Here is a 15,515-nt window from a genome sequence, read left to right on the forward strand (position 1 = left end):
TTAGCTGTGCGGTTTTGCCCCGAAACAGTGCTGGTCTAGTCCAGATAGGTAACGTTGATGCGCGATGAGGCAACAAAAGCGGTGACAGCGATTGGCCAGATCCTTCAGGAGCAGCTCGACCATGGGTTGCTGGCGGCGGGGAGCAAGTTGCCGGCCGAGCGCAAGCTCAGTGAGTTGTTCGGCACGACGCGGATTACGGTACGGGAAGCCTTGTTGCAGCTGGAGGCGCAAGGGCAGATTTATCGCGAGGAGCGGCGGGGCTGGTTCGTGTCGCCGCCGCGTCTGGCCTATAACCTGATGCAGCGCAGTCACTTTCACGCGATGGTCAGTGCGCAGGGGCGGGTGCCGTCGACCGAGGTGATTTCGGCGCGGTTGCAGCCGGCTTCAGCGGCGGTCTGTGCGTGGTTGCAGTTGCCGGCGTTGTCGAGCGTGATTCAGATTTGCCGGTCGCGGCGGATCGATGGGCGGCTGGTGTTGTATGTGGAGCATTATCTGAATCCGCAGTTTTTTCCGGGGATTCTCGAGTTTGATCTGAATCAGTCGATTACCGAGCTGTATGCGCGGCATTACGATTTGCACTATGGGCGGGTGCGGTTCGAGATTGTGCCTACGTCTTTATCGGTCGATGCGGCGGCGGCGTTGCGGGTGTCGGTGGGGAGTCCGGGGTTGAGGATTGCTCGGGTTAATTATGATCAGTCTGGGCGGTTGATTGATTGTGATCTGGAGTTTTGGCGGCATGATGCGATTCACGTTGGTGTTGATGTTGTTTGACCTTGGCGGCCTCTGGGCCGACCAGGTTTTGGGTTGTTTTGGGTGAATATCCGTTTTTTCGGGGGGCTGCGGCTGGCGGTTCCGCTCTTACAGCGGCTCACTTTTCCAGACGCCGAAAAGTAAGCAAAAGGCTTGGCCCCTGCGTTCGGCCCCTCGCTGAGGCTCGGGGTTCCTTCGCTCCGGGATTCATCCGGGGGCATCGCCTACGGTTTGCTTCGCTGCACCTCCTCTCGATGCATGCGGCTGCGCCGCACGGTCGCTGCGCTCCCTCCCCCGGATAAATCCCTCCACTCAGCCTCCCAACGGGGCCGGCACGTCAAAAGCGGTACTCGAGCTAACGCTCATCGTGTTTTGGATGTGCGCCTCTTAAGCGTTGGTTCTGCTGTTTGAGTTGAATTTTTCAATTGGGCGAATCCGGACCTGGATTTCTGGACGTTTCCTACTTGTTGTTCGCCTGCATCTGACGCGACAGATTTTTTTGTGCGAGGTACATATATAACGCAGTCCGTGGTTGTTATTTTCATACATTTCTCCAGGCGCTGGACGCAATGTTTGAATTTGTTTCCGGTTGTCGAGCACCGCATTTAATTCAAGGAGGAATGTATTTATGGCACGGCGTGGAATTGAGCTTCCAGCTTCAATCGTGAGGCCGGACAATCAAGATGTTTATGTGCACTACTTAGGTCTCGGTGATGGCTCCGGGCCGGCAATTGATTTTGCCCCCTTGGGGGAAATACTGGATATGGAAAATACCTACAAGGCATTTTCCGGAAGTTTGCCTCAAATCCTTGAAGTTGAGCTTGCCCAGGTCAGGGCTGGCGGTGATTCGAGTTTATTGCCTCCCTTGGACACGCTGGCGCGTGAGCTGCGTTTCCGGGATGCGCTGATCGCCAGAAAGTTTGGTGCGCTGATCGCGGCGAAGGACATTGCGATTCAGCGGTTTGGCCATGCGCAGGTCGAAACGTTTTTCAATGGCGGTCGGTTACCGCAGGTCAATCGGCGTGGCGGTAACGTCAGCGTTCGCCAGGCCTATAGCGAGTTGTTCAATGCCAAGTTGCTGGTAGAAGGCATCGGCCAGTTGAACAGTCAGTCCGCAACGGTCAGGAATGTAATCGCGGCTGTGCAGGTGCAAGAGGCCAATCGAATTGCACATGAGCAGGCGCGCATCGCTGCGCAGAATCAGGCCCGGCGTGCGGCCGAGGAACAGGCGCGTGTAGCTGCACAAGCGGCAGAAATCGCCCGGCTGGCGGCCGTTGATGAAGCTCGTCAAAAGGCTGAAGAGCAGGCGCGACGTGAAGCCGATGAGCATGCACGGCAACTGCTTGAGGATCGATTGCGCGACGCGGATCGGGCGCGCCGGGAGGCGCAAGCCTTCCATTTGCAGGACGCTGCCTGGAATCCGCAACTTGTATTTTCGACGTCGACCGGGCCGGTTTCCATCCGCGAGAGCGCAAGGTCGAGATTGCGGGCGGCCATCCGTTCCGCGTCGGCCGGATTATCCGCTCTGGCCGCGGGCACGGTGTCGGGTTTGATGGTGGGTGTTGCAGCACTGGTTTACTCGCCCGCGCTGGGAAACGGTGAGCTGCCCAAGCGGTTTCTGGTCAGCGTGCCGTTGTCCGATCTGCTGTCCGGTCCCGTGCCAGACTTGGGTCAGCTCGCGGCTACCGGTGGTTCTCTGGATTTGCCCGTGCGTGTCAATTCCAGAGCTGGCGAGGGCGATCACACCGAGCTGCTGGTCATTCCAGTCGATGGCGTCAGGTTTCCCACCGGCGTGCCGGTGATTGCTGCCGTTCACAACCCGCAGGACAACACCTATCGCGCGACGACCACCGACATTCCATCAGAAACATTGGTATGGACGCCGTCAATTACGCCCGCTGACAGTTCGACTGTATTGCCCGTTCCCGAACCGGATCCTGCGCAATATACCGGCGGCGACATCGTCCCTGTCGAGGGGCGAATTGATCGTCATCCTGATCTGGGTGATTTTGATTTCAATGACTGGATTCTGGTTTTTCCACCGGATTCCGGCATCCCCCCGCAATACATCATGTTCCGGGATCCGCGAAACGATTCCGGGATTGCTTCCGGGTACGGAGAGCCAGTGGCGACGGGGTGGCTCGAGGCGGCTTCGCAAGGCAATGGTGCGGCGATTCCGGCGCAGATTGCAGAGCAATTGAGAGGTCGGCAGTTCAGCGATTTCAGGACGTTCAGAGAGTCCTTCTGGAAAGCAGTAGGGGCAGACTCCGAGCTCTCTTCACAATTTGGCAATACCAATAGAGAGCGGTTAATGCGCGGGCATTCTCCATTTACCATTCCTGGTGAGCAGGTAGGCGGTAATAAAGTTTATGAAATTCATCATCTGGATTTCATCAAGAATGGAGGTGCGGTCTACGATATGGATAACTTAAGATTGTTGACACCTAAGCAGCACGTGGAAGTTCATTCTGCTAGTGGAGGAGAAATGCATCGTAAACTCGAAGACTATACGGAGTCAGAGTTTCTTGAGCTTTTGAAAGGTCTCTGTTATGTAACCAGCTGCAGTGAAAGAGAATACATGGTCCTTGTTGAAAAGTTTGACGCTGCAGTGGATCACCCAAGGGGTAATGGAATTATTTATTATCCGCTGGATGGCGAAGATGATAGCCCTGAAGGAATACTCCAAACGCTGAAGAGCTGGCGTGCGGAGAACGGGATGCCCGGATTCAAAGGGTAAGCCCAAATCAAAGGACCCCAATCGAAGTGCATTCCGATTGGGGTTTATTCGGTAACTATTTTTCAGTCTCCACTCCACCGCCCGCCGTGATCACCTGCACATTCATCCTCGGCGTCGCCAGGTCCAGCCCGGCCTCGTCCAGATGCCGTTTCAGCGACAAATTGAATGCCCTTGAAACCTCCCACTGTTTGATCGGTGCGGTCTTGAACCTTGCGCGCAATATCGCGTTGCCGGATTCAAAGCTTTCCACGCCCTGAAATTCCAGTGGCGACCAGATGTTGCGTCGCTGCAGTGGGTCGGTGCGCATTTTCTGGCCGACGTCGCGCATCAGTTTGATGGCTTCGTCGATGCTCATGTTGAAGGGCACCGCCACGCGGAAAATCGCGTAGCCGAATTCGCGGGAGTAGTTTTTGATGCTTTTGATTTCGCTGAACGGGATGGTGTGGACGATGCCGTCGATGTCCCGCAGGCGTACGGTGCGGATGGTCAGGCCTTCGACGGTGCCCAGGTGGCCGCCGACGTCGACGTAGTCGTCGATGGCCAGGGAGTCTTCGATGATGATGAACAGGCCGGTGATCAGATCCGCTACGAGCGACTGCGCGCCGAAGCCGATGGCCAGGCCGATCACGCCGGCACCGGCCAGCAGGGGCGTGACGTTCATGCCCATGTTCGCCAGCGCGACGATCAGGGCGATGATGAAGATCGCCACGAACAGCACGTTGCGGATCAGCGGCATCATGGTTTGCGCGCGGGCGTTGGCCAGGCCTTTGCGTGAGCGGGTGAGGGCGTGGTGGACGGCGGTGTCGCTGAGGATCCAGATCAGCCACGCGAAGATCAGCGTGCCGATCAGGCTGAACAGTTTGACGCTGATGTCGTGGCCTTCGCCTTCGGTGAAGCCGATCAGCGACATGCCCCAGACCCGCAGGCCGAGTTCGATGAACGCCAGCCACACCAGCAAATGGGCGAGGGTGTAGAAGAAGCTTTTCAGGCGTTCGGAATACAGCGCGTGGCGTTTCGGTCCGCGTTGGGGTTTGAGGGCGTGGCGGCGGACGAGGCCGTTGATGACCATGCACAACACCAGCAGCACGGTGCAAATCAGCGACTGGCGCAGGGCGGTGCTGGTGTCGCCGGCGGAGACGAAGGTGGCGAACAGGGAAATGCCCACCAGCACCAGTGCCGGGATGTACCAGAAGGTGCCGAGGATTTCGATGGTGTCACTGAGGGCGCGGCGGGTCAGGCGGCGGGACAGCGGCTGGTTGCGGATCAGGTGGGCGATCGGCCGGCGGAAACGCAGGATGAACAGGCCGGTCGACAGCGCCGCGAGGACGTTGGCGACGGTGGCGGCGGTGTGGGCCAGGTGCACGCCGAGGGCGGCCACCAGTTTTGGATCGCTCAGGGCTTCACCGAAGGCGGCGAAACTGCCGATCAGCCACAACGGCCGAAAGGCCTGGTGACGCAGGATGTACAGCGCGCGGTGCCGGTGCGGACCGTCGAGTACGGAGAAGGCGATCACGCAGATGGCCGAGAAACAGGTGCCGACCACCAGTGCGTAAGCCAGCACCATCGCCAGGCTTTTGCCCAGTGACGAGGGCAATGCGTAGCTCATGTAGACCGTGATCACCAACGCGATCAGCCAGGGGCCGAGCTTGCGCAGGGCGAAGCGCAGCATGTCGAGGGCCCGGGGGTTTTGCGGCAGTTCTTCGGTCAGGCCGAAGCGCATGCGTACCCGGTGGCCGAGCCAGATCAGCGCGGCGGCGAGCAGGCTCCAGACCGCGAGGATCACGGCGAAGGCGAAGATGATCGGCAGCCATTCGCTGGCCGGCAGCATCAGGCCTTTGAGCTCGTCCTGGGCCATGTCGAATTCGGCGGACCAGCGATTGAGCGGGCTGTCGGCGCCGGTGAACTGTTTTTCGAAAGTGGCGAGGGTGCCGCCGATCAGTCCCAGCACACCTTCTTCGGGGCTGGCCTGGGCTTTTTTCGTGGCGTCGCGGAGTTTTTTCAGGTCGGTCAGCAACTGGGCACGTTGCTTGTCGTTTTCCAGCGACTTGATGACTTCGTCCAGCGACTGGCCGAGCGGTTCCTGAGCCTCGGGCTGGGCCTTGCCGGAACCCGTGAGCAGTCCCGGCAGACCGGCAGCGTCGGCGGGCGCCGGCGACATCAGGGTCATCAGGCAGACGAGAAACAGGCAGGGCAGGGCAAAAAGACGAGCGAACACTAGGCGGTCAACCTCGCAAGGGGCGGATCGGGCGAGTGTACGAGCCCGCCAGATTCAATGCGAGCCGGGCGCGGATTTATTCGTTGAGTTTGGCGAGGATCTTGTAGACCACGGTGGCCAGGATCATCAGCATGCCGATCCACATGGCGAACACACCGGCGTTCTTGTCACGGAAGTTGAAACCGATGGCCAGCAGAATCATTCCGCCGAGGATGGGAATGAGCATGGAGTGGAACGCAGACATCGAGATCATGGCGACAGCCTTGTCGAAGGGAATGATTCAAGTCTAGGTGGGTTTTCGATGGACGGTGCTGATGTGTATCAGAAATGAGCCGGTTTTACGGGCCGGGGGATCGCAGCTCCACGCTGCGATCCCGGCTGCTTGCTACGGCAATTCGCGACTGGCGTAGAACGCGCTCAGCACTTTGACCAGGTGGGCCAGGTCATGGCTGCCGCACAGTTCGCGGATCGAGTGCATGGCGAAGGTCGGCAGGCCGATGTCGACGGTGCGCACGCCCAGGTGGCTGGCGGTGATCGGGCCGATGGTCGAGCCACAGCCCATGTCGCTGCGCACCACGAAGCTTTGCACCGGCACTTCTTCGGCCATGCACAGATGGCGGAAGAAACCGGCGGTTTCGCTGTTGGTGGCGTAGCGCTGGTTGCTGTTGACCTTGATCACCGGGCCGGCGTTGAGTTTCGGGCCGTGGTTGGCGTCGTGCTTCTCGGCGTAGTTCGGGTGTACGCCGTGGGCGTTGTCGGCCGAAACCAGCAGGGATTTCTGGATGGTGCGTACGAATTCGTCACCTTCCGGCAGCAGACGGCGCAGGGTCTGTTCCAGCATCGGGCCGTCGGCGCCACACGCCGAGCAGGAGCCGACTTCTTCGTGGTCGTTGCACACCAGCACGCAGGTTTCTTCGGTGTCGGCGGTCAGCAAGGCTTGCAGGCCGGCGTAGCACGACAGCAGGTTATCGAGGCGTGCGCCGGCGATGAAGTCGCCATGCAGGCCGATGACCGCAGCGCTCTGGGTATCGTAGAAACTCAGCTCGTAATCGAGCACCACGTCGGCGTTGAGGCCGTGTTCGCGAGCCAGTTGATCGGTGAGTACCGCGCGGAAGTCCACGCGCTCGTCACCGGCGAACTGCGCGAGAATCGGCGGCAGTTCGGTCTGGGCGTTGATAGCCCAGCCTTGGTTGGCTTCACGATTGAGGTGGATGGCCAGGTTGGGAATGATCGCGATCGGGGCCTTGAAGTCGATCAGCTGGCTCTCGACTTTGCCGTCGCGGCGGAAGGTGACGCGGCCGGCCAGCGACAGGTCGCGGTCGAACCACGGCGCCAACAGCGCGCCGCCGTAGACTTCGACACCGAGCTGCCAGAAGCCCTGGCGTTGCAGTTCAGGTTGTGGCTTGACCCGCAGGCACGGGCTATCGGTGTGGGCGCCGACCAGACGGATGCCGTCGTGCAGCGGCGAGTTGCGGCCCATCTTGATCGCGACAATCGAGGAATCGTTACGGGTGACGTAGTAACGACCATTGGCTTCGGTGTGCCAGGTTTCGCGCTCGTCGAGGCGCACATAACCGGCGGCCTCCAGGCGTTGAACAAGGCTGGCGGTGGCGTGGAACGGGGTAGGGGAGGCCTTGAGGAAGTCGATCAGGCCTTGGTTCAACTCTTCGCGCATAAGAAGCTCCAGACAGCAATGGGCGGGAGTTTAACGCATCACTCCGCCCCATTGGGACGTGGTTGCGCGGGTATTGTCAGGAGTGATGACCGATGCGCTTGTGCCCCACCATTCATGACGGCCGATTTGCTGGTCACACACATGCTTCAAGGTGTTGCCTGGCAGGGTCTCAACCGGTGATCAGTCTGCCATTGAGGAAGACTTCACGGCGTTGCTTGCGACCGATGTCTTCATGCTTGCTCGACTGATAGACCGCTTCGAACTTGTCTCGAGATAAATCGGGCAGCGCACTGAGGTATTGATCGACCAGTTGATCGTAGGCGGCTTCGGTAATGAATTTGTAGACTTCCCGACGATAGAAAAAGCCCAGTTGAAAACCGAGTGTTTCACTCAAGTGCGCGGTCGGGCCGGCGAAGCAGTTTTCAAAGTCGATGGCTTTCAGTGGTCTGTGCGTTTGCTCGGGCACCATGATGTTGCCCACCCAGAAATCCATGTGAGTGATGTTTTTGCTGGCCAGCGAGCTGAGCAGTTGAAACGCGTCGAGGATGAAAGCTTCGATGTTCTGGGGATTGCGTCTGATGCACTGAGCGCCATCAATATGGCCTTCGAGCAGGTGTGTCAGAAGGAAAAATTCCTCGGTCAGGCCAAGCCTGCTGCGGGTATAGCCATAGCCCTTCAATGGCGGCATATCCACGCCCCGGCGCTGAGCTTCGAGGGAGTTCATCAACTCTTCGAGCGGCCAGTCGAAGCGCCCGTTGCGTTGCGGTTTGTTCAGGCTCACCCGCACCTTTGCCTTGAAAGTGTCCAATGGCTGGACCTTGGCAAAGAGCGGGGTTTCACACGAGGACAGCGGTGCGCTGGCCCGGGTCAGTTTGCGCGCGCGACGTTTTTTTATCAGCTGCTCGAGGGCCTCGCGCGCCGGGATGCTGGGTGGTTCGCTCAGGTGCAGGGTAGTGTTACCGAATGCATAGATGATTGGATATTCGGATTGGAGCGTTTTACTGCATAACACGGGAAAAGGCCTCCTGCCTGATGTCGAGGTGCCAAAATTTATAATTGATTACAATTTTATGACAGTTCTTTACGTCAATCTATTGCCGGTGGGATTTTGACAGGACAAAAAAAAGCCCTTCATCAGGAAGGGCTTTCAGAGGCAGACGCGATTCAGAAGGGTGCCGGGCACTCGAAGCGCAGGCGCTCGCCGCTTTGCGGATGAGTGAAACTGAGCATGCTCGCGTGCAGGCACAGGCGGGGCCAGGCCGCCAGCGCTTGCTCGTGGGCGTAGAGCCCGTCACCGAGCAGCGGATGACCGATCGACAACATGTGCACGCGCAATTGATGCGAGCGGCCGGTGATCGGTGTCAGTTCGACACGGCACCAGTCGCCGCAACGTTCCAGAACCTTCCAGAACGTCAGCGCATGCTTGCCTGATTCATGATCGACCACATGCCGTGGTTTGGTCGGTGGATCGTAGCGCAACGGCAGGTCGATGCTGCCGCTGTCCAGTTCCGGCTGACCCCAGGCCAAAGCGGTGTAGGCCTTTTCGGTTTCGCGATCATGAAACTGGCGCGACAGTTCGCGGTGGGTATCGGCGTCGCGGGCGAGCAGAATGATCCCCGAGGTTTCCCAGTCCAGGCGATGGACGATACGCGCTTCCGGGTAGCCGTTTTCCTGCAGGCGGGTGATCAGGCAGTCCTTGTTGTCGTCGGCCCGGCCAGGGACGGAGAGCAACAGGGTGGGTTTGTTCACCACCAGTACGGCGGCGTCCTGATGAATGATTTGGACGTTGGACAACGGCATTAAAACAGCCTCGTAACAAATGCCAACGGCGGCTCAGGGCCCCTCCGGTGTCGGAAGGGCCCTGAGCCGCCGTCGTTCCTGCCGGATCGACTCAGCGATCTGGCAGGGTGATGTTGAGTTCCAGAATCGAGCAGCTGCCCTGGCTCTCCAGTGCCACGTGTACGTCGTCGTTGCCGATGTTGACGTATTTGCGGATCACTTCCACCAGTTCCTTCTGCAAGGATGGCAGGTAGTCAGGGGTGCTGCGCTGGCCGCGTTCATGCGCCACGATGATCTGTAGACGCTCTTTCGCGACCGAGGCGGTACTTGGCTTTTTGTTGGCACGAAAGAAGTCAAAAAGGTTCATTACCTACCTCCAAACAGACGCTCGAAGAATCCCTTCTTCTCGACATTCAGGAACCGGTGTTCTTTTTCCTTGCCCAGCAGGCGATCAACGGTATCGCTGTAGGCCTGGCCGGCGTCGCTCTGATCATCGAGGATCACAGGTACGCCCTGGTTGGAGGCCTTGAGTACGGCCTGGGATTCCGGGATGACGCCCAACAGGCGTACGGCGAGGATTTCCTTGACGTCTTCGACGCCGAGCATTTCGCCTTTTTCGACGCGCTCCGGGTGGTAGCGGGTGATCAGCAGGTGTTCCTGGATCGGCTCTTCGCCACGTTCGGCGCGACGGGACTTGCTGGCCAGCAGGCCGAGCATGCGGTCCGAGTCACGTACCGAGGACACTTCCGGGTTGGTCACGACGATCGCTTCGTCAGCGAAGTACATGGCCAGGTGGGCGCCTTTCTCGATGCCGGCAGGGGAGTCGCAGACCACGAACTCGAATTGTTCCTTGAGCTCCATCAGGACTTTTTCCACGCCTTCGACGGTCAGTGCGTCTTTGTCGCGGGTCTGGCTGGCGGCCAGCACATAGAGGTTTTCCAGGCGCTTGTCTTTGATCAGGGCCTGTTGCAGGTTGGCTTCGCCGTTCACGACGTTGACGAAGTCATACACCACGCGGCGCTCGCAGCCCATGATCAGGTCAAGGTTACGCAAGCCCACGTCGAAGTCGACGATCACTGTTTTGTGGCCGCGCAGAGCGAGGCCGGTACCGATAGCGGCGCTGGTGGTGGTCTTACCCACACCACCCTTGCCGGATGTAACCACGAGAATCTTGGCCAAGGTGTTTCACCCCTAAGGAAGAAGGACTGTTCAGCCCCTGAAAAACATCTCTAGAAAACTACTGCAGTCGGACAGCCTTGGCTGGAATTCGGCTTTTGGCCTTTTTCCTACTTCGTTTGAGCCGTTTTCGCTACGTTTTAGAGATGCTTGGAAAATGCGGCAGTATCCGTTAAAGCCGAATGATGTTCAACACGTCGCCCGACAGGCTGACCTGTACGCCCGAACCCCACATCGGATCGCGACGCAGGTCCTCGGAAACCTTGTAATGGCCTGCGATGGAGATCAGTTCAGCGCTCAATTGCTGACAGAAAATCCGCGCCTTGGTGTCGCCCTTGACCCCGGCCAGCGCACGACCGCGCATCGGGCCGTATACATGGATGTTGCCATCGGCGAGAAGTTCCGCCCCCGGACTGACCGAAGAAACCACCACCAGATCGCCACCTTGCGCATATATCTGTTGGCCACCACGTACTGGCGTGGTGATGACGCGGGTCGGTTTGACGGCTGGCTCCGGTGGTTTTTCCGGCTTCTTCGGTGCGACGGGGTCGGCGCTTTCCAGCGGTCGTTCGCGGGCGCCGGACGGCGGCAGCACCGGGATGTCGATGGCGATGGCGGCGGCGATGTCTTCGATGCGGCTGGCGCGGATCGCCAGGGTGCGCAGACCGTGCTGGCGGCACACGCGCATCAGGCCCGGCAGGTCGACGGCGCCTTCGCTTGGCGGCAGTTTGTCCAGCGCCAGAACCAGCGGCGCGTTGCTGAAGAAATTCGGTGCCTGGGCGACTTTGGCGGCCAGTTGCCGATCGAGGCTGTCCAGGTTATTGCGGGACAGCTCCAGCACCGTAATGGCGAGCATGCTGCCCTTCAGCTGGAACACGGGATCTTGGTCTAGCGGTTCGGTTTGGCTCATGTCGGCATACAACGGCTTGTCACTAAAAGTGCCGAGACTTATAACGAGAACGCCCGCAGGCCGCAAGCCGGGTCGAACGATGTAGAATGCGCGGCCACTGTATTTACGGAAGCTTTAATGGATCGCCCGCGTTTTCGAAAAGCATTTCTTGCCCCACGCTTCTGGCCGCTCTGGTGCGGCCTCGGGCTGTTGTGGCTGATCGTGCAGCTGCCGTATCCAGCCTTGCTGGCCATCGGTCGTTTTCTTGGTGCCCTGATGTATCGCTTCGCCGGCGACCGGCGGCGTATCGCCAAGCGCAATCTGGAACTGTGTTTCCCGGAAAAGTCCGCCGCCGAACGCAAGCGTCTGCTCAAGGAAAACTTCGCGTCCACCGGCATCGCCTTCTTTGAAATGGCGATGAGCTGGTGGTGGTCGCGTCAGCGCCTGGCGAAACTGGCTCATGTCGAAGGTCTTGAACACCTGCAAAAGGCCCAGCGCGAAGGCAAGGGCGTGATTCTGATGGCGGTGCATTTCACCACCCTGGAAATCGGCGCAGCGCTGCTCGGCCAGCAACACACCATCGACGGCATGTACCGCGAACACAAGAACCCGTTGTTCGACTTCGTCCAGCGTCAGGGCCGCGAGCGGCACAACCTCGATTCGCTGGCGGTGGAACGTGACGACGTGCGCGGCATGCTCAAGCTGCTGCGCGCGGGCCGGGCGATCTGGTACGCACCGGATCAGGACTACGGCGCCAAGCAAAGCATATTCGTGCCGCTGTTCGGGATTCAGGCCGCGACGGTCACCGCCACCAGCAAGTTTGCCCGACTGGGCAAGGCACTGGTGGTGCCGTTCACTCAGGAGCGTCTGGCCGACGGCAGCGGTTATCGTCTGGTGATTCATCCGCCGCTGGAAGGTTTCCCGGGCGAGACCGAAGAGGAAGATTGCATCCGCATCAATCAGTGGGTCGAAGGCGTGTTGCGTGAATGCCCCGAGCAATACCTGTGGGCACACCGGCGCTTCAAGAGCCGGCCACCGGGTGAGCCGAAGCTGTACGCCAAACGCGGTTGATTGACCCATCCCCATAAGCACCACGGAGCGTTGCGATGAGCCCAGCTGAACCGGTCACAGGTTTGATTCTTTCCGGCGGCGGGGCTCGGGCGGCGTATCAGGTGGGGGTTCTGGCGGCGATTGCCGAATTGCTGCCGTTGGGGGCGGACAATCCGTTTCCGGTGATTGTCGGCACGTCGGCCGGGGCGATCAACGCGGTCAGCCTGGCCAGCGGTGCCACGGATTTTCGCGCCGCCATCGAACGCCTGACGCTGTTCTGGCAAGGCTTTCGCAGCCATCGCGTGTTGCGCAGCGACTGGCCGGGGGTGATCCGCCAGGCCAGCCGTTTCGTCAGTCACAGTCTGTTGGGCATGGGCCGGCAAATGCCGGTGGCGCTGCTCGACAGTTCGCCGCTGCGTCATCTGCTCAACGAAAAACTGCATCTGCCCGGCATCGCCGAGTCCATCGCGCGCAAGCAACTGCACGCGGTGGCGGTGACGGCGTTCGGCTACGAGTCGGGGCAGGCGGTGACCTTCTACGAGGGCGGCGGGACTATTGACTCCTGGCTGCGTCATCGGCGCATCGGTGTACCGACGCAGTTGGCGGTGGAGCACTTGCTGGCCAGTTCGGCGATCCCGCTGTTGTTCGCGCCGGTGAAGATCGGCGATGAATATTTCGGTGATGGCGCGGTGCGGCAGTCGGCACCGATCAGCCCGGCACTGCACCTGGGCGCGAGTCGGGTGCTGGTGGTGGGCGTCAGCGGCAACCCGCGCGGTTTCGATCCGGCGCAACCGCTGGAACGCACCTACACCGGGCAGCAGCCGACGCTGGCGCAGATCGGCGGGCACATGCTCAACAGTACGTTCATTGATAGCCTGGAAAGCGATATCGAGTTGCTTCAGCGCCTGAACCAGTTCAGTCATCTGATGCCCGAAGGCACGCCGACCCGCGCGCTGGGTGTGGCGCCGGTGGAAGTGCTGGTGATCTCGCCGAGTCAGCCGATCGATGAAATCGCGGCGCGGCATCGCCAAGAACTGCCGGCGGCGTTGCGGCTGTTTCTGCGTGGGCCGGGAGCGACCAAGACGAGCGGGGCAGGGGTGTTGAGTTACTTGCTGTTCGAGGCGGGGTATTGCAGTGAATTGATCGACCTTGGACGGCGCGATGCCTTGGCCAAGCGCGATGAGCTGTGCCGGTTTCTCGGGATTGGCGAGGCGCTGGTTCCGGCCTGAGAACGATGGCGCCCGAGCGGGCGCCATCTGAACCTTCATCAGAAGTGGAACTTCACCAGGAAGCTGGTCACGTTCTGATTGGTGGTGAAGGCCTTGGTGTCGTCGATACCGTACTTGTCTTTCCAGTAGTCGTATTCAACACCGACGTACAACTGCTTCTCGCCGAAATTCAGCGCCTTGCCCAGGTCGTATTTGACCTGCGGGTTGAAGTGCAGGTTGGCGTGGTATTCGCCTTTGTTGTTGACGTCGTTGTCGACCACCCAGTCCATGTAGCCGTCGATCAGGATGTTCGAGTCGCCCACCGGAATGGTGTAGGACCACACTGGTGTGATCTGCCAGACGTTGTCACCCGCACGCGAGCCTTCGGTGTGACGCTGGTAGAAGTTCAGCTGGAAGTAGTCGAAGCCCGGAATGGCCAGGTCGAAGCCGGGGCCGATCAGGTAGGACTCGGTGTCACCCTCGCCGAACTCGTAGGTCATCGCCAGCAGGACGTCCTTGATCGGGCCGAACTCGATCTTCTGGTCGAGCACCTTGCCCAGCGAGATGCGTGGCTGGAACTCGCCGTAGTAGGTGTTCGGACCGTTGTTGAAGTCCTTGTCACCGTTGTAGAAGATCTTGTCGAGGAAGAAGAAGTTGTCCCCGTACTTCCACGCATCGGCGTGCTCGAAGGTCACGGTCTGCTGGATGGCCGGGTTGACCTTGAAGTCTTTGCCGTAGAGGTAGGTCAGGCTGTTGTTCTGCCATTGCAGCAGGCCGTCGGCCATGGCCTGACCCCCTGCCAGCAGCGATCCCGCAAGCATCAGGCTGGTGCACATACGTTTCATTCGGTTGCTCCCAAAGTAGGTGTTCCACGTTTATTTTTTTGAGTCGGCGCTCTGGTGTGGCGCCTTTTTTCGTTGCTGCAAAAGTCATCCATCCGGTCAGCTTTCATGCTGTTAGCAAGAGCTGAGCCAAGGCTTTTCGAAAAGCAAAAAAACGCCCGTCGGCTGCTGAAAAACAGTCGATTGAGCGTGTTTTCGGGATGCCTCGGTACTGACCGAAGCCTGGATAAGTTGGCTTTTCGGTCAGGAATTAAATTCGGGCTTTTTTTTAGACCGAATTCAGGAGGCCGCGGAGAATACTGACTCAACGGCCAGGCCTCAAGTGCCCCGCAACAGAGCACCGACGACAGGTAGGGGGCACGGTTGCGGGTCATCTTAGAAGTGCACCTTCACCAGCAGGCTGGCGGTGTTCTGGTTGGTGTCGAAACTGTGGGTGCTTTCGACCCCGTATTTGTTTTTCCAGTAGCTGTATTCGGTGCCGACGTACACCTGCTTTTCACCCCAGCCGAGGGCTTTGCCCAGGTCGTATTTGATCTGCGGGTTGATGTGCAGGTTTGCGTGATAGGTGCCACGGGAGTTCTGGTCGTTGTCGACCACCCAGTCCAGATAGCCGTCGATCAGCAGGTCGGAATTGCCCACGGGAATGCTGTAGGACCAGCCGGGCGTGATCTGCCAGACGCCGTCGCCCGGGCGCGGGCCTTCGGTCTGGCGGCGGTAGAAGTTCAGGGTGAAATAGTTGAAGCCCGGTACCTTGAGGTCGAAGCCGGGGCCGATCAGATAGGCCTCGCTGTCGCCTTCGCCGTACTCGTAGGTCATGGCCAGCAGCACGTCCTTGATCGGGCCGAACTCCAGCTTCCTGTCGAAGATCTTGCCGAACGACAGGCGCGGGCTGAATTCGCCGTAGAACGCGTGGGGGCCTTTGTTGCGGTCTTCCTGGCCGTTGTAGAAGATCTTGTCGACGAACAGGAAGTTGTCGCCGTACTTCCACTTGTCGGCGTGCTCGAACGTCACCGTCTGCTGGATCGACGGGTTGATCGCGAAGTTCTTGCCGTACAGGTAGCTCAGGCTGTTGGTCTGCCACAGCAATAAATCGCCGGCCATGGCTTGCGATGCGGCCAGCAGGCCGCCGCTCAACAACACGTTGGTTTGAGTCCGGATCATCTGTTGCTCCCTCTTGTTTTTATTGTTTGAGGC

General features: G+C 59.5%; 14 protein-coding genes. 4 read left to right on the forward strand and 10 right to left on the reverse strand.

Going from position 1 to position 15,515, the window contains the following annotated elements:
* Window positions 1–57 precede the first annotated feature (57 nt).
* Window positions 58–771 carry a UTRA domain-containing protein gene (locus CAF74_RS27775; protein WP_085732333.1) on the forward strand — a complete coding sequence of 238 codons (714 nt, stop codon included), beginning with the start codon at window positions 58–60 and terminating at the stop codon, window positions 769–771.
* A gap of 607 nt (window positions 772–1,378) precedes the next feature.
* Window positions 1,379–3,487: an S-type pyocin domain-containing protein gene (locus CAF74_RS27780; protein ID WP_085748486.1), complete on the forward strand. Its 2,109-nt coding sequence runs from the start codon at window positions 1,379–1,381 to the stop codon at window positions 3,485–3,487.
* Between the two features lie 55 nt (window positions 3,488–3,542).
* Here the strand turns inward: CAF74_RS27780 and CAF74_RS27785 are convergent, their stop codons facing one another.
* The 8 genes from CAF74_RS27785 to minC all read right to left on the reverse strand — a co-directional run bounded on the left by CAF74_RS27785 (window position 3,543) and on the right by minC (window position 11,242).
* Window positions 3,543–5,702: a mechanosensitive ion channel family protein gene (locus CAF74_RS27785; protein WP_085748487.1), complete on the reverse strand. Its 2,160-nt coding sequence runs from the start codon at window positions 5,700–5,702 to the stop codon at window positions 3,543–3,545.
* Window positions 5,703–5,778: 76 nt separating this feature from the next.
* Entirely contained in the window at window positions 5,779–5,955 is a 177-nt protein-coding gene (locus tag CAF74_RS29305) for a hypothetical protein (RefSeq protein ID WP_165369545.1), read from the reverse strand.
* Between the two features lie 132 nt (window positions 5,956–6,087).
* On the reverse strand, window positions 6,088–7,377 hold the full coding sequence (locus CAF74_RS27790; protein WP_007960074.1) for a M18 family aminopeptidase: 1,290 nt from the start codon (window positions 7,375–7,377) through the stop codon (window positions 6,088–6,090).
* A 169-nt stretch (window positions 7,378–7,546) separates the two neighbouring features.
* Window positions 7,547–8,389 carry a hypothetical protein gene (locus CAF74_RS27795; RefSeq protein WP_085748488.1) on the reverse strand — a complete coding sequence of 281 codons (843 nt, stop codon included), beginning with the start codon at window positions 8,387–8,389 and terminating at the stop codon, window positions 7,547–7,549.
* 152 nt (window positions 8,390–8,541) lie between these two features.
* Window positions 8,542–9,177: an RluA family pseudouridine synthase gene (locus CAF74_RS27800; RefSeq protein WP_085748489.1), complete on the reverse strand. Its 636-nt coding sequence runs from the start codon at window positions 9,175–9,177 to the stop codon at window positions 8,542–8,544.
* Between the two features lie 91 nt (window positions 9,178–9,268).
* Window positions 9,269–9,523 carry a cell division topological specificity factor MinE gene (gene minE, locus CAF74_RS27805; protein WP_007960071.1) on the reverse strand — a complete coding sequence of 85 codons (255 nt, stop codon included), beginning with the start codon at window positions 9,521–9,523 and terminating at the stop codon, window positions 9,269–9,271.
* Entirely contained in the window at window positions 9,523–10,335 is an 813-nt protein-coding gene (gene minD / locus CAF74_RS27810) for a septum site-determining protein MinD (protein WP_007960065.1), read from the reverse strand. The genes minE and minD overlap by 1 nt, the downstream gene beginning before the upstream one ends.
* Window positions 10,336–10,504: 169 nt before the next feature.
* Window positions 10,505–11,242, reverse strand: a complete 738-nt coding sequence (gene minC, locus CAF74_RS27815; protein ID WP_085748518.1) for a septum site-determining protein MinC — start codon at window positions 11,240–11,242, stop codon at window positions 10,505–10,507.
* A 117-nt stretch (window positions 11,243–11,359) separates the two neighbouring features.
* Here minC and CAF74_RS27820 point away from each other — a divergent pair, with 117 nt between their 5' ends.
* Complete coding sequence (locus CAF74_RS27820) at window positions 11,360–12,292, forward strand: lipid A biosynthesis lauroyl acyltransferase (protein WP_007960061.1); 933 nt, start codon at window positions 11,360–11,362, stop codon at window positions 12,290–12,292.
* A gap of 35 nt (window positions 12,293–12,327) precedes the next feature.
* Complete coding sequence (locus CAF74_RS27825; protein ID WP_085748490.1) at window positions 12,328–13,500, forward strand: patatin-like phospholipase family protein; 1,173 nt, start codon at window positions 12,328–12,330, stop codon at window positions 13,498–13,500.
* Window positions 13,501–13,538: 38 nt separating this feature from the next.
* Here CAF74_RS27825 and CAF74_RS27830 read toward each other — a convergent pair whose 3' ends face one another.
* Both CAF74_RS27830 and CAF74_RS27835 read right to left on the reverse strand, forming a co-directional pair.
* Window positions 13,539–14,324, reverse strand: coding sequence for an outer membrane protein OmpK (locus tag CAF74_RS27830; RefSeq protein WP_085748491.1), 786 nt, complete (start codon window positions 14,322–14,324; stop codon window positions 13,539–13,541).
* A gap of 372 nt (window positions 14,325–14,696) precedes the next feature.
* Window positions 14,697–15,482 carry an outer membrane protein OmpK gene (locus CAF74_RS27835; RefSeq protein WP_011333187.1) on the reverse strand — a complete coding sequence of 262 codons (786 nt, stop codon included), beginning with the start codon at window positions 15,480–15,482 and terminating at the stop codon, window positions 14,697–14,699.
* Window positions 15,483–15,515 lie beyond the last annotated feature (33 nt).

Source organism: Pseudomonas sp. R45(2017), from assembly GCF_002112305.1.
In the GTDB taxonomy this organism is placed as follows: domain Bacteria; phylum Pseudomonadota; class Gammaproteobacteria; order Pseudomonadales; family Pseudomonadaceae; genus Aquipseudomonas; species Aquipseudomonas paraglycinae.

What these genes read in the sequence shown, in the direction of transcription:
- CAF74_RS27820 (WP_007960061.1), top strand. Translation starts at nt 11,360, where the DNA reads ATGGATCGCCCGCGTTTTCGAAAAGCATTTCTTGCCCCACGCTTCTGG.
- minE (WP_007960071.1), bottom strand. Translation starts at nt 9,523, where the DNA reads ATGAACCTTTTTGACTTCTTTCGTGCCAACAAAAAGCCAAGTACCGCC.
- CAF74_RS29305 (WP_165369545.1), bottom strand. Translation starts at nt 5,955, where the DNA reads ATGATCTCGATGTCTGCGTTCCACTCCATGCTCATTCCCATCCTCGGC.
- CAF74_RS27775 (WP_085732333.1), top strand. Translation starts at nt 58, where the DNA reads ATGCGCGATGAGGCAACAAAAGCGGTGACAGCGATTGGCCAGATCCTT.
- minC (WP_085748518.1), bottom strand. Translation starts at nt 11,242, where the DNA reads ATGAGCCAAACCGAACCGCTAGACCAAGATCCCGTGTTCCAGCTGAAG.
- CAF74_RS27800 (WP_085748489.1), bottom strand. Translation starts at nt 9,177, where the DNA reads ATGCCGTTGTCCAACGTCCAAATCATTCATCAGGACGCCGCCGTACTG.
- CAF74_RS27830 (WP_085748491.1), bottom strand. Translation starts at nt 14,324, where the DNA reads ATGAAACGTATGTGCACCAGCCTGATGCTTGCGGGATCGCTGCTGGCA.
- CAF74_RS27825 (WP_085748490.1), top strand. Translation starts at nt 12,328, where the DNA reads ATGAGCCCAGCTGAACCGGTCACAGGTTTGATTCTTTCCGGCGGCGGG.
- CAF74_RS27835 (WP_011333187.1), bottom strand. Translation starts at nt 15,482, where the DNA reads ATGATCCGGACTCAAACCAACGTGTTGTTGAGCGGCGGCCTGCTGGCC.
- CAF74_RS27790 (WP_007960074.1), bottom strand. Translation starts at nt 7,377, where the DNA reads ATGCGCGAAGAGTTGAACCAAGGCCTGATCGACTTCCTCAAGGCCTCC.
- CAF74_RS27780 (WP_085748486.1), top strand. Translation starts at nt 1,379, where the DNA reads ATGGCACGGCGTGGAATTGAGCTTCCAGCTTCAATCGTGAGGCCGGAC.